Here is a 13,840-nt window from a genome sequence, read left to right as displayed (position 1 = left end):
CGATTCCTTTTCTTTTACCAGGTGGCGCCAAGGCGGATGCCGTAGATGCGCGGATCGTTATAGGACGCCGTCACATAGCCTGGATCGACCACGCTTGCGTAGTTCTTCGCCAGCGTCTGGCCCCAGTTTTTCACATACGCCTCCACGTGCCATTTGCCGCCCGGCGAAACCAGCTTGATCGCCGCATCGACCGTAGTGTAGGCCTTCTGCGCATCGGAGATGTGGGGATTATCCAAATTCCGCAGCGAGAAGTACATCTTGTCCTGCCAGCGCGCGGAAATCCACGGCGTCAGCGTGTAGTCGCCCAACTCGAAGTCCTGCGACGCGCTCAGGTTCAGCGTATTGGCCGGCGCATACGGCAGGCGGTTGCCCGCGATATTCAGCGGGAATTTGCCGGCGAACAGAGGGTCGGTGCCTTCATACGCCACGCACGGCGGCGCGCCGTACTTGTCGCGGATGTTACAGCTGATCGAGCTGTCCTCGCTGTAAGTCGGATAGGACTTGATGACCGCCTTCAGGTGCGAATACGAATAGCCGATATGCGAACCAGGCCACGGCTTGTACTCACCCTCGATTTCCAGGCCGGAGATATTCGCCTGCGCCGCATTCTGCGTGCCGTAAATGACCACGCTGTCGCAATAGGGATTGGTGGCGGTGCACGGCACTTTCGGAATGATCTTGCCGACGGTGACGCCGCCGGTCAGCTGCATGTCCTTGTAGCGGCTGTAGAACGCGGTAGCCGAGAAACTCAGCTTGTTGTTCAGCAGGCGGCCCTTGTAGCCCAATTCGAAGTTGGTCAGCGTCTCGGGATTCCACGGCATGTTGGTGTAATGCGGTCCAGGGGTCAGGCCGGCGCAGTTGCCGTTCAAGCCGGTGCGGCAGATATCCTCCTTGTCGCTGAAGCCCCCGGCCTTGTAGCCGGTCGACAGCGAAGTGTAGACCATGTCGCGCGGCGTCAGCTGGCCGCTCAAGCCCAGGCGCCAAGTGAACTTCTTCCACGATGCCGAATCGTCGCTGACCACCGGATGGATCGACGAATCGAAACCGCCGGCGCCGTAGTAGCCGCCCATGCCCGGCTTCAGGTCGGAGCTGTTAAACGGCACGAAGCCCGGCGTACCCGGTGTGCCGGGATTGTGCAAGCCTTTGAAGTAGATCGCCGGATCGTCCGAGAACGCCGTGTCCCAATACTGTCCGCCGACGTCCTTGCGGGTGTCGCGGGTCATGCGGCCGCCCACGGTCAGGTTCCAGGTCGGCGCGAACTCCCAGTCGGCCTGCGCGAAGATGGCCTTGGAATCGGACTGTCGGTCGGCCTGGTGGTAGAAGTAGGACTCGGCCGGGAAGCCATACGTGCCCCACGACGCGCCCAGGTAATCCTGCGCGTAGTCGATGCTGTTCTTCTCGTGCATCCAGAACAGGCCCGCCACATAACGCAGGCGGTCGTACTTGCCGCGCAGTTGCAGTTCGTGGACGGTGGAGACGTATTTCGACGCCGTGGTGTAGGTCGCGTAATCGTTGAACGGCGACGTGCCCGGACGCTCGGCCAGCTCACTCTCGATAGGCTGGTAGCCGCTGTCGCTGTCCTGAATCTCGCGCCGCTTCTGGCTGGACCACGAGGCGTTGTATTCGATGGTGGTGGTGGGACTCAGATCCCATACCAGGCCGCTGCGCACGGTGTCGATGGTCATGTCCATCACGCCCGGCACGTTGACCTTCACGTCCCACTGGCCGCCGGTGCAGGCATACGGCGTGCCGGCCGCCTGTTCGCAGTCCTTGATCGGCAGGTCGCCGGCGCCGTTGTTCTGGTACTTCTCGTAGGTCAGGCGCCAGTCGAGATCAGGACGGATTTTCCAGCGCGCCTGCAGGCGCGCCGCGTATTCATCCTTGTTGGTGTAGAACTTGTCGGCGCCGACCTTCTGGTTGAAACGCTGGTCGATGTCGGGAATGACGTTGCCGGCCGAGTCTCGGGCTGGCACGATGCCCAGTGCCGGGAAGTTCGCCGCGTAGAAGTCCTGCTGCTGGTTGATGTAGCCGTCACGCTTGATCCTCATCGCCGTGACGCGCATCGCGAAATTATCGTTGACCGGGATATTCTGCACCGCCGAGATCTGGCGTCCACGGTAGTTGCTGAGATCTGCTTCGGCAGTGCCATAGCTGCTGCCGAATTCCGGCTTGGCCGGAATGATGTTGATGCTGCCGCCGGTCGAGTTACGGCCGAACAGCGTACCCTGCGGACCGCGCAGCACCTCGACCTGGTCCAGATCGAACATCAGCGCAAGCGCAGCCTGGGGACGCGGCTGGTACAGGCCCGCCACATGCAGGCCTACGGCCGGGTTGCCGATCTCCGTGAAGTCCGAACTGCTCACGCCCCGGATGGCGATCTGCACGCCGCCGCTGCCGTCGTTGGACGTGCCCAGTTGCAGATTGGGGATCTGGCCGCTCAATCCGCGCACGTCGGTGATGCCGTCGCGGCTCAGCGCCTCTTGCGTCACCGCCGTTACCGCCACCGGCGTCTTGAGCAGCGAGGTGGAATGGCGCGTCGCCGTCACCTTGACCTCCGCCACCTGGTCCTTGGTGGCGATGGCCGAGTTATCAGCTTCCTGCTGCTGCGCGTAAGCCGCACCGGCGCAAATGCTGCCGATGGCGAGACTCATAAATTTTCTCTTGAAACTATGATGCGACATCATTACTCTCCCGATCAAACGTTATTTATCTCGCCACCAGCAAGGTGTTACGTCCAGCTTTTTAGAACTTGGCTTTCAAGCCAACGCTGTAACGCGCGCCGTTTTCATACACGCCCACCGGCAGGCCGTCGGTCGTATTGGTACGGATGACTTCATTGGTGATGTTCACCGCCGTCAGGTACAGGCTGATCTTCGGCGTGATATCCCAACTGGCCGACGCATCCCACTGGCCATAGGCACTGGTGACGTCCTGGCCACCTTCATCCAGCGCACCGTAGGCCTTGGAGCGGTAGTTGTACGACAGCCGCGCGCTATAGCCATCCTTCTCAAAGAAGCCGGTGATATTGGCCTGGTTGCGCGAGTTGCCGACCACGTTCAGCCTCACGCCAGCTGCATTGGCGCCGGTCTTGGCGTCGGTGTAGGTGTAGTTGACAATGGCGCCGAAGCCGCTGCTGAACGCTTGCTGCCATTGCAGTTCCAGGCCGTTGACCGTTTCGCCGTTGTTGGCGTTGTACGGGCGAGTCACCGGACGCATCACACCGGCCACATTCTCTGTGGTCGTCTGCGTGTAGATGAAGGTGTCGAGCTTCTTCGCAAACACGGTGGCCGACAACAGCGATGCATCGGCGTAGTACCACTCCGCGCCGAGTTCCGCCTGGTTGGCGTGGTAAGGCTTGAGCAGCGGATTGCCAGACGTGGCGGCGTTGGTGGTGCCGCTGACTTCCGTACTGGCGCTCAAATCGCTGTAGGTATTACGCGCCATCACACGCGCCACGGCGCCACGCACCAGCAGGTCCTTGCTGACGGTGTAGACCGCATTCAAGTTGGGCAGCACGTCGGTGTAGCTGCGGCTGACGTTGGCCAGCGAGTAGTTGCCAGTGCCTTTCAAGTCCTGGTAGGCCTCGGAGTTCTGGTCGGTCTTGACGATACGGGCGCCGAAGTCGCCGCGCCATTGGCCAACAGCGAAGTCCGCGCGCGCATAGGTAGCGTAGATCTTTTCCTTGATCTTGTAGTACTCGCCCTTCGCTTCCGCATAGACCATGCCCTTGTCATACATAGGGAAGCCCTTGGAGTAGGCCAGGCCGTCATCCACCCATGCGTACTGCGTCAGCGAGCCTGGATTGGCGGCCTTCTGGCTCAGCAGCGGCGAAGCGCCGGTCGACAGGTCGGCCAGCGAGAACGACTGCCAGCCAGGATTTCCAGGGCCGTCGGTGCCGATGGTGCGGTGGTTCTGCACCGTGGTGTCGCGGAACTTGGCGCCGACCTTGAACGACTTGAAGAAGCCGTTGTTCACGTCCAGCGTCAGGTCGCCCTGTGCATAGTTTTCCTTGGTCTCCATGCGGCGGATCCAGTCGCGCGAGCTTTGCAGCGTCAGCTTGCTCGGATCAAGCGGATTGATGTCCTGGTACTTGACCTCATAGGTGTCCGGCGCGATGTTGAAGGTGGTGCGGGTATTCCCGACGAACCAGAAGTTGCGGTCATGGTCGCTGCCGCCCGAGCCCTTGGTGGTGCCGGCCTGGCCGTGGAATTTCCAGTTGTCGGCATCGTAGGTGCCTTCCAGGTCCAGCACTTCCGACTTGATGTAGGACTGGCGGAAGATAGGCTCGAACGACACACCGCCCGTCGGACCGACGGTGCCGCCGACCAGCGCCTTGGTGCCATCGGAGGTGGTGATGAACTTCGGATTGGTGACGGCGATATTACCCTTCGCATCCGCCAGGCCGCCCGCTTCCCACAGGTAGTTCTGGTTGCTGTTGTCCATGCTCATGTCCGAGTTCATGTAGTTCAGCGAGATATCGGTGTTCGAGTTCGGGCGGGCTTGCAGGGTGATGTCGCCGGTGGTGCGTTTGCGGTCCTGGCGGAAGATCGCCGAGCCGCCGCCCCACGATGCATAAGCGCCCGGCGTGACGACGCCGTTCTGGTCGACGATGTTGTACTTGGTCGAGTCGGTGAAGTTTTCCAGGCCGTCGCGGCGCATGGTGCGCTGCTGGCGGCTGACGGCGACCAGCGCGCCAAAGGTCTTCTGCTCATTGGTCCAGCTCAGCAAACCGGAGATCTGAGGATCGGTTTTCTTCGGTAGCTTGCTGTACGTCTCCTCGACCGACACCTGCGCCACCAGCGGCTTCAGTTGGAGCGGCTTGCGGGTCTTGACGATCACCAGGCCGCCGATGCTGCCTTCGTCCAGGTCGGCCGACGGGCTTTTATACACGTCGATGCTGGCAACCAGTTCCGAGGCCAGGATGTCGTAGTTGAAGCCACGGCTTTGCGAATCGTTCTTCCACCAGTAGCCGGAAGCGACGGCCTGGCCGTTCAACTGGGTCAGGTTCAGGTTCTTGTCGGTGCCGCGCACGAAGATGTCGCGGCCCTCGCCCCAGGTGCGGTCGACGGAGATGCCCGGCACGCGTTGCAGCGAGTCGGCGACGTTCTTGTCCGGGAATTTGCCGACTTCCTCGGCGGTGACGGTATCGATGACGTTGCCGGAATCGCGTTTCTCAGCCAGGTTGCGCTTCAGACGTTCGCGGATGCCGCGCACTTCGACGGTTGCTGTCTCGCCAACGGGTGCAGCCTCGCTGGTTTGAGCCGCTTCGGCCACAACTGGATCGGCTGCATACACCTGGTGCGCGAAGCCGCCGCTCAGCGCCAGTGCGATCAGGTGAGGTAGTAGTTTTTTCTTAAGTACCGGCTTAGTCATTCAATTCTCCTTGTTTGAAAAATGTGAACCGCATTGATATCAGACGCTGCGCATCATGCTGCGCGCGGCCGACACCATATTCCCCGGACGCAGGCGTCGTAGCGCCTGTCCCCCTTCGTCAAACACGTGGAAGGCGGTGCTGTCGGCCGAGAAGACGATGGGCTGTCCGATCTCGACGTGACGTTCGCCGTCTCCGCGTATCACCACGTCTTCTGCACCTTCACGACTGACGTAGATGTAATTGGCTTCACCCAGGTGTTCGACCACACTGACCTCGCCTTTGAATACTTCCGAACCGGCGCGCGATTCGTTGATATGTTCGGCGCGCAGGCCGAGCGTGACCTTCATGCCGGTGCGCAGGCCGCTGCCGTCGACGGCGGCGCGCACCGCTTCGCCGCTGGGCAGCAGCACCAGCACGCCGCCGGCGCTTGCCTCGGCGACGGTGCCGGCCATCAGGTTCATCTTCGGCGAGCCGATAAAGCTGGCGACGAACAGGTTGCGCGGCTGCTGGTACAGGTCTAGCGGCGTGCCAGCCTGCTGGATCTGCCCTTCGTGCATGACGACGATCTTGTCGCCCAAGGTCATCGCCTCGACCTGGTCGTGCGTGACGTAGACGATGGTGGCGTCCAGCTGGCGGTGCAGCTTGGCGATCTCCAGGCGGGTCTGCACGCGCAGCGCGGCGTCCAGGTTGGACAGCGGCTCGTCGAACAGGAACAGGCGCGGCTCGCGCACGATGGCGCGGCCGATGGCCACCCGCTGCCGCTGGCCGCCGGATAGTTCGCGCGGCAGGCGTTCCAGCAGGTGTTCGATTTTCAGCGTGGCGGCGGCGCGGGTGATGCGCTCCTTGATCGCCGCCTTGCCCTGCCCCGCCACCTTCAGGCCGAAGGCCATGTTCTGGTACACCGTCATATGCGGATACAGCGCATAGCTCTGGAACACCATGGCGATGCCGCGTTCGGCCGGCGGCAGGTGGTTGACCACCTCGTCGCCAATCGACATGCTGCCGCCGGTGATGCCCTCCAGGCCGCACAACATCCGCAGCAGCGTCGATTTGCCGCAGCCGGATGGGCCGACCAGCACTACGAACTCGCCATGCGCGATATCCAGGTCGATGCCGGCCAGGACATCGGTCTTGCCATCGTAGGATTTACGCAGCTGCTTGAGGCTGACACTTGCCATTACATTCCTCTTTCTGTTGTTGGGTTACTTGACCGCGCCGGCCGTCAGGCCGCGGATCAATTGACGCGAAAAGACCGCGTACAAAATCAGCATCGGAATCACCGCCAGCGACAGCGCCGCCAGCACGGAATTCCAGTCGGTGACGTACTGGCCGATGAACTGCTGCACACCCAGCGTGACGGTCTTGGTGCGGTCGGACGGCGCCAGGATCAGCGGGAACCACAAATCGTTCCAGGCCGGGATCATGGTGAACACCGCCACCGTCGCAATCGCCGGCCGTATCAGCGGCAGCACCACCTGAAAGAAGATGCGGATTTCGCCGACGCCGTCGCAACGGGCCGCGTCCTTCAATTCCGATGGCACCTGGCGCATGAATTCGGACAGGATCATGACCGCCAGCGGCAGGCCCTGCGCCGTGTACACCAGGATCAGCGCGGCCAGCGTATTGACCAGGTCCAGCTTGACCATCAGCTCCAGTATCGACACCGTGCCAAGGCGGATCGGGATCATGATGCCGAGGGCGAGGAACAGCGTCAGCACACGGTTGCCCATGAAGCTGTATTCCGACAGCGCCCATGCCGCCATCGCGCCGAACAGCACGATGCACAGCAGCGCCACCAGCGTCACATACAGGCTGTTGCCGAAGTAGAGCAGGAAGTTGGTGCTGGCCAGGACCTTCTGGAAGCCGATGAAGGTCAGCGACTCCATCGTCGGCAGCGCCAGCGGATCGTCGAAGATGGCGGCGCGGCTCTTGACCGAGTTAATCAGGATCAGCGCGATCGGGAACAGCGCCAGCACGGTGTAGGCGATCAGCGTTGCATGCACCATCAGGCGGCCCAGGTCGAAGCGGCTGGCCAGCGGTACGGGTGGGTTCATGGCGATAGCGGTCATGGCGCGGCCCTCACAGTGCGAAGCGGGTCAGCCTGCGCTGGACACCGACAAAATAGACGCCCACGCCAGCCAGGATCACCAGGAACATCAGCGTGGCGACGGCGGAACCCAGGTAGGCGTTGCCGACCTGCGCCTGGTAGCCGAAGAAGGTGCGGTAGAACAGCGTACCGAGGATATCGGTCGAATAATTCGGTCCGGCCAGCGCGCCCTTGATCGAGTAGATCAAATCGAAGGCGTTGAAGTTGGCGACGAAGGTCAGTATCGTCACCAGGCCGAGTGTCGGGTAGATCAACGGCAGCTTGATCTGCCAGAAGATACGCAGCGCGCTGGCGCCTTCCACATGGGCCGCTTCGACGATTTCCTCCGGCACCGCCAGCAGGGCGGCGTAGATCAGCATCATCGGCATGCCGATGTACTGCCACACCGAGATCATCGACAACGTCGCCAGTGCGGTTTCCTCCTGCCCCATCCACGGCGCGAACCAGTCGGCCAGGCCGGCAAAGCCCATCAGCTTTTCGCCCACGCCCCACAGCGGCGACAGGATCAGCTGCCAGATAAAGCCGATGATCACCACCGACAGCAACGTCGGCAAAAAGATCAACGTGCGGTAGGTGCGGGCGCCGCGCAAACCTTTCAGACTAAACAGCGTCGCCAGCAGCAGGCCGATCGGATTCTGCAACAGCATGTGGATGCAGAAGAATTTGGCGTTGTTGGCCATCGCATTCCAGAACCCCGCAGACCAATCCGGATCGAGCAGGATGGTACGGAAGTTTTCCAGGCCGACGAAGACCGTCGTGCCGTTGTCGTCGGCGCTGAAGAAGCCCTGCGCCAGCGTCTGCACCAGCGGCAGCGCGCTAAACAGGGAGTAGACGATCACCGCCGGCGCCAGGAACATCAGCAACTGCCAGGGCCGCACCGTATTAACCACGTGTTTCAAGTAAGCCTCCAGAATTCGGGCAAAAAAGAGCCGGCGCCGCGCCCGGCGCCGGCCAAAGGAATCACACAATCAGGGGGAGGGATTGGTGTGATACTACTTTTGCTGTGGCTTGTACCACTTCGCAAAACCGTTTTGCAGCTTGGCCGCGGCATCCTTGGGCGCCAGCTTGCCGTTCAATACCTGCGCGTTCACATTCCACAATTCGCTTTCCATGCTGGGCTGCCCGCGATTGAGCACCTGTGCGTTGAAGCGTATCGTCGACGCGCAGCTGCCGCGCCATTCCGCCATCTGCTTGGCCACCGGATCGCGCACCGCGATCAGGTGATTGGACAGCGAGAAGAAGCCGGTCACGCGGTTGGTGTAGATGTCCGCGAATTCCTGCGAGCCCACCCAGGCCAGGAACTTGTAGGCGTCTTCCTTGTTCTTGGACTTTTTGTTGATGCCGATGCCGATGTCCATATGATCGGAGATGAAGCACGGATCGCCGGCCTTGCGCACCGGCGGCGCAAACGCGCCCAACTCCAGGCCTGGCGTCTGGCCGAAGTACGAGATATCCCAGGAGCCGGTCGGATAGATCGCGGCGCGGCCCAGCGCGAACTGGTTCTGGCTGTCGCCGTAGGTTTGGGCGCTGGCGCCCTTGCTGAGATAAGTGCCCATCTTCTGCTCGAACTGCAGCGCTTCGACGAACGGTGCGTCGGTCAATTTGGCTTTGCCGGAGATCAGCGCCTTGCGACCCTCTTCGCCACGCCAGAAGTTCGGGCCGATATTGGTATAAACCATTTGGCTCGATTCCCACTGGTCGGCCGTACCCAGCGCCAGGGGTGCGACGCCACCTTTCTTCAGCGCCTCCAGGACGGCGAAGAATTCGTCGACGGTCTTCGGCGGTTGCAGGTTCAGCTTCTTGAAGATCTTCTTGTTGTATAAGAAGCCGTGGATCACCGAGGCCACCGGCATGCAGAAGGTGTCCTTGCCGTCGTCGGTCTGCCAGGCCACCGTTGACGTGGGCGCGAAGTTCTGCATGCCCGGTTTGCCGTCCAGCTTCTCCAGATGGCCCTTCTTGTAGAGCGACAGCGAGACATCGAACGGACGGCAGGCTATCAGGTCGCCGGCGGTGCCGCCGGCCAGGCGCGCGGCCAGGCTGGAATCGTATTCGGTGGGCGCGGTCGGCGCGAATTTGACTTCGATGCCCGGGTTGCTCTTTTCGAAGGCCGGCAGCAGTACTTTTTCCCACAGCGTCTTATCGTCGACGCGCCAGCTTTCGATCACCAGGGTGCCGGCCTGGGAGGCTTGGGCGGAGAACATGGCGATCAACAAAGCGTGGCGAACAATCCGGCGTACTTGCATGTATGAGTCCCTTTGCATGGCTTTATTTACAACGATGAATTTATTCTAGCATCGGCTTTTCTGTGACAGAGAACTGAGTTGCCTGAAAGAACCAACAACTTAAGCCATTGAATTCATTGGCATTGATTTACGCAACAGGATCGTGGCGTTACGTTTCCTTACCGCCCAAAGGCAGGCGCCAGGGGGAATGCGGAGGACCATGCGCAGCGTTTCGTAAGGATTCGCAAGGAAAACTTACAAAACTTAACAAAAAGACTGGAATGTTGTTGTTGCGAGACGGCAGATCAGGCGACGCGCCGCGTGTTTAGTAAAGCTAATTAAACTGCGGGGGCTATTTTTGTTTCGTTTGACCGTCAACTTTTGGCAATGCAATACTGAATTGTCAGATTGCTACATCCTTAGCGCGGCCGCCTTGGGAGTTAGCGCCCAACTGACTAAACAAAAACCACATACAGGAGACAAAATGCTGCTTCCAACAAGAAGGACTCTCATGAGCCTGGCCGTGGCCAGTGCTTGCGGCCTGGTACCCATGGCTGTTAACGCTCAGGCCACTGATAGCGCTAACAACGACACCACCGCCTCCCCCGCTGCCACCGCCGCGCCGGTGATCACCAATGCCGACCAGATTCCCGAAGTCAAAGTGACCGCGACCCGGTATTCGACTTCACTGCTGCGCACCCCGCTCGCCGTCACCGCGCTGAGCCAGGACCAGCTGACCCGCAAAGGCGCCACCAGCCTGCGCGACTTGAGCGGCGAAATGCCCAACGTCGTCATCGAAAACACCGGCCTCGATTCGGCCGTGCAGATCACCATCCGCGGCATCACCTCGACCAACTTCACCGAGACCGGCGACCCGGCGGTCGGCTTCCACGTCGACGGCATGTATTCGCCGCGTCCACAGGGCGCGCAGGCGCTGATGTTCGACCTCGATCAGGTTGAAGTGCTGCGCGGCCCGCAAGGCACGCTGTTCGGCCGTAACTCCACCGGCGGCAGCATCAACGTCATTCCCGCCAAACCCGATTGGACCGGCAACTACGGCAAGGCCGATCTGGACCTCGGCAACTACAACAAGAAACAGCTGTCGCTGGTGCAGAACGTCGTCGTCAACGACGCGCTGGCGCTGCGCGCCACGTTCATGAAGGTCAAGCGCGACGGCTACGCCAACCAGACCCGCGACGTGAGCGAAGCGAACGCGCCGGCGCTGGGCTGGATCCCGAACGGCAAGCCGGACGTCGACCAGCGCTTCAACCGCCCGGTCGGTCCGAGCGAGTACTACACCAACCAGAACGAGTGGGCCGGCCGCCTCTCGGCCCAGCTGAAAGTAAACAAGGACGTCCGCGCCAAGGCATCGTACGAGGAGTTCCAGGACTCCAGCGCCGGCGGCGCCGCCTTCCGCGACTGCGACGCCGGCGCCGGCACGCGCTACGCCTGCACCAACCAGGGCAAGTGGGACATCAACGTCAACGTGCCAGGCCACGTCGACATGAAGATCCGCACGCTGCGCACGGGCGTCAACTGGAACATCAACGACCACACCAACTTCGACTACACCTTCCAGGTGGCCGACCAGCGCCGCAGCGAGATCACAGACGACGACAAGGGCTTGCAGAACGCCGCGCCGTTCCAGATCAACGGCCAGTATCCGAATATGGCCGGCGGTAACTGGGGCACCTGGCCGCTCACCGACTCCTACCACCGCACGCTCGATTCGCGCTATCTGTCGACCGTGCACGAGGCCCAGCTGAAGCAGCAGCTGGGCAATCTGCAATATGTGGGCGGCTTGTTCTGGATGCATGAGCGGAACAACATCGACTACGAGATCACCAACACCATCCAGAAGCCGTACGGCGATGTCGGCAGCGTGCTGTATCACCAGCCCAACCGCCAGGTCGATGCGAAGGCCGCGTTTGCGCAGGCGGACTGGAAGTTCATCCCCACCTGGACCGCCACCGCCGGCGCCCGCTACAGCCTCGACAGCAAACAGGACAAGGGCGGCGAAGTCTATGGCGCCAACTGGATCGGCGATCCGGCCTACTACAACGGCCTTTACTCGCAAGGCACGCCAGGCACGCCGGGCTTCCATGTCCACGACGGCACCGACCTCACGCCGGGCATGGGCGGCAGCGTGGCGGCCTATCACCTGTATGGCGCGCCGACCTCCAACGACCATAAACAGGACTGGAAAAAAGTCACCTGGCGTCTCGGCCTGCAGAAGCAGATCGACAACAACAAGATGGTCTACGCCTCGGTATCGACCGGCTACAAGGCCGGCGGCTTCGCCGACAAGACCGACAGCTGCAACTACCACAAGTGCGCGGACGGCAAGCCGGGCGTGGTCACCTTCCTGCCTTACGATCCCGAGACCGTGACCAACTATGAGCTGGGCTTCAAGGGCAAGTTCCTGGACAATACGCTGAGCCTTTCGGCCACCGCCTTCTTCATGAAGTACAAGGGCATGCAGCTGACCGGCACCTACTTCGTCAACCAGATCATCCCGGACAACGGCCTGCCCTGCCCGGCCGACCAGCCGAAGTGCGACGTATATGAAACCTGGCGCACCATCAACGTCGGCAAGGTGAACATCCCGGGTCTGGAACTGGAATGGGATTACAAGCCATGGCGCGGCGGGCGTCTCGGCGGCGGCTTCGCCTACATCAACACCACCGTCCACAACTTCAATTCCTACAGCGACGACTATCAGTGCGACGTGCGGACGGAGCTCGGCCTGCCGGCCTGCCCTGCCGTGTACAACGGCTCCGACAAAGCGCTGCTGGGCCGCCGCCTCGCCAACATCGAGGGCAACCATCTGCCGAACACGCCGAAGTACCAGGTCAACGTCAACTTCTCGCAGGAGTTCGGCATGGAGAACGGCTACAAGGTGATCCCGTACGTGAAGCTGAACTGGCGCGACAAGGCTTACTTCGATCTGCTCAATTCGGACTTCGCGCACATCGGCCGTAACCAGAAGGCGTATGCGACGGGCGATGCGTCGGTGCGGCTGGAGGCGCCGGACGACAAATGGCACGCCGAGCTGTATGTCCGCAACATCTCGGACAGCCACGCCAAGACCAGCGGCGATTCGACCTACGGCGGCTTCATGAGAGCTACCTTCGTCGAGCCGCGCATGTTCGGCGTCCGCGTCGGCGCCAACTTCTAAGCTTTACTTCGGACCAGGTCCAGCCAGGCGCGCGCGGCGAACGAAAGATGTCCGCCGCGCCGCCAGGCCAGCATCAGCCTCCAATCGATCGCCGGCTCCTCCAGCGTCGCCACGGTGAATTGCCCGCGCGGCAAGGTGTCGCAGAATATCTTCGGCAGCAGCGTGATCCCCACGCCCAGCCGCACCAGCGACGCCACGAAATCCCACTGACCGCTACGTCCGCTGATGCGCGGCCTGAAGCCGGCCCGCAGGCAGGCGTCTTCGACGATCTCGTTCAACGCGAACGATTCGCCGTAGAAGATGAAGGCGCTGTCGGCCAGCTCGCGCAACGCCACGCCGCGGCGGCCGCGCCAGGCCGAATCGGCGGACGCCAGCAGGCATAAGGGAGAACAGACCAGCGGGAAGGCGTCGAACTCCCGCCAGATGCCGGCGTTGGCGGCGTGATCGAGCGTGGTGCCCATCTCCAGCGTGCCGTTGCGCAGGTCTCGTTCGATGGACTGCGAGCCGCCTTCGAACAGTTTCAGTTCGATGTCCGGATGGCGCCGGTGGTAGGCCGCCAGCAGTGGCGCCAGCGGCAGATGGGCCTGCTGCGTAACGCCCAGGCGCAGATCGCCGCGCCGCAGCTGCTGCAGGTCCGCCAGTTCCACGCCCATCTCTTCGTGCATCGCCAGCAGTGCGCGGCCGCGCTGTAATACCACGGCGCCGGCGTCGGTCAGCGTGAAACGCTTGCCGACACGATCGAGCAGCACCAGATCCAGCGAATGCTCGAGCTGCTGCACCATCTTGCTGACGGTGGGCTGCGTGACGTGCAGCAGCTCGGCGGCGCGGCTGAAGCTCTGCTGCTCGACCACGGCGACAAAATAGCGCAGCGAACGGATATCCATGATCTATTCCAAATTCGAATGATTTTCATAATTTTAATTCATTTTATCTTTTTAAAGGGCGGGCCTAGAATGGGG

Annotated in this window: 8 protein-coding genes; 1 reads left to right on the top strand and 7 read right to left on the bottom strand. The window is 61.7% G+C overall.

Annotated elements, in window-relative coordinates:
* Positions 1–14 precede the first annotated feature (14 nt).
* The 6 genes from RUGAMON1_RS00840 to RUGAMON1_RS00815 form a co-directional block, all read right to left on the bottom strand.
* The gene (locus RUGAMON1_RS00840; protein ID WP_445228721.1) at positions 15–2,651 is read right to left on the bottom strand and encodes a TonB-dependent receptor; all 2,637 of its coding nucleotides are present in this window, start codon (positions 2,649–2,651) and stop codon (positions 15–17) included.
* Positions 2,652–2,742: 91 nt separating this feature from the next.
* On the bottom strand, positions 2,743–5,373 hold the full coding sequence (locus RUGAMON1_RS00835) for a TonB-dependent receptor (RefSeq protein WP_445228720.1): 2,631 nt from the start codon (positions 5,371–5,373) through the stop codon (positions 2,743–2,745).
* Positions 5,374–5,412: 39 nt separating this feature from the next.
* Positions 5,413–6,552: an ABC transporter ATP-binding protein gene (locus RUGAMON1_RS00830; protein WP_445228719.1), complete on the bottom strand. Its 1,140-nt coding sequence runs from the start codon at positions 6,550–6,552 to the stop codon at positions 5,413–5,415.
* Between the two features lie 24 nt (positions 6,553–6,576).
* On the bottom strand, positions 6,577–7,443 hold the full coding sequence (locus RUGAMON1_RS00825) for a carbohydrate ABC transporter permease (protein WP_445228718.1): 867 nt from the start codon (positions 7,441–7,443) through the stop codon (positions 6,577–6,579).
* A gap of 10 nt (positions 7,444–7,453) precedes the next feature.
* Positions 7,454–8,338 (bottom strand): carbohydrate ABC transporter permease, encoded by an 885-nt coding sequence (locus RUGAMON1_RS00820; protein ID WP_332852617.1) that lies wholly within the window; start codon positions 8,336–8,338, stop codon positions 7,454–7,456.
* Positions 8,339–8,473: 135 nt separating this feature from the next.
* Complete coding sequence (locus RUGAMON1_RS00815) at positions 8,474–9,724, bottom strand: ABC transporter substrate-binding protein (protein ID WP_445228717.1); 1,251 nt, start codon at positions 9,722–9,724, stop codon at positions 8,474–8,476.
* Positions 9,725–10,253: 529 nt separating this feature from the next.
* On the opposite strand from RUGAMON1_RS00815, the gene RUGAMON1_RS00810 reads away from it, so the two are divergent.
* Positions 10,254–12,881 carry a TonB-dependent receptor gene (locus RUGAMON1_RS00810; RefSeq protein ID WP_445228716.1) on the top strand — a complete coding sequence of 876 codons (2,628 nt, stop codon included), beginning with the start codon at positions 10,254–10,256 and terminating at the stop codon, positions 12,879–12,881.
* Here the strand turns inward: RUGAMON1_RS00810 and RUGAMON1_RS00805 are convergent.
* On the bottom strand, positions 12,878–13,765 hold the full coding sequence (locus RUGAMON1_RS00805) for a LysR substrate-binding domain-containing protein (RefSeq protein WP_445228715.1): 888 nt from the start codon (positions 13,763–13,765) through the stop codon (positions 12,878–12,880). The two genes, RUGAMON1_RS00810 and RUGAMON1_RS00805, sit on opposite strands and share 4 nt — an antisense overlap.
* Between the last annotated feature and the right edge of the window lie 75 nt (positions 13,766–13,840).

Source organism: Duganella rhizosphaerae, assembly GCF_040364205.1.
In the GTDB taxonomy this organism is placed as follows: Bacteria; Pseudomonadota; Gammaproteobacteria; order Burkholderiales; family Burkholderiaceae_D; genus Rugamonas; species Rugamonas rhizosphaerae.
This window is presented reverse-complemented; position numbering and strand designations above follow the sequence as displayed.

Excerpts from the sequence above, each read along its gene's own strand:
- RUGAMON1_RS00840 (WP_445228721.1), bottom strand. The coding sequence starts at position 2,651 with ATGAGTCTCGCCATCGGCAGCATTTGCGCCGGTGCGGCTTACGCGCAG.
- RUGAMON1_RS00835 (WP_445228720.1), bottom strand. The coding sequence starts at position 5,373 with ATGACTAAGCCGGTACTTAAGAAAAAACTACTACCTCACCTGATCGCA.
- RUGAMON1_RS00830 (WP_445228719.1), bottom strand. The coding sequence starts at position 6,552 with ATGGCAAGTGTCAGCCTCAAGCAGCTGCGTAAATCCTACGATGGCAAG.
- RUGAMON1_RS00825 (WP_445228718.1), bottom strand. The coding sequence starts at position 7,443 with ATGACCGCTATCGCCATGAACCCACCCGTACCGCTGGCCAGCCGCTTC.
- RUGAMON1_RS00820 (WP_332852617.1), bottom strand. The coding sequence starts at position 8,338 with ATGTTCCTGGCGCCGGCGGTGATCGTCTACTCCCTGTTTAGCGCGCTG.
- RUGAMON1_RS00815 (WP_445228717.1), bottom strand. The coding sequence starts at position 9,724 with ATGCAAGTACGCCGGATTGTTCGCCACGCTTTGTTGATCGCCATGTTC.
- RUGAMON1_RS00810 (WP_445228716.1), top strand. The coding sequence starts at position 10,254 with ATGGCTGTTAACGCTCAGGCCACTGATAGCGCTAACAACGACACCACC.
- RUGAMON1_RS00805 (WP_445228715.1), bottom strand. The coding sequence starts at position 13,765 with ATGGATATCCGTTCGCTGCGCTATTTTGTCGCCGTGGTCGAGCAGCAG.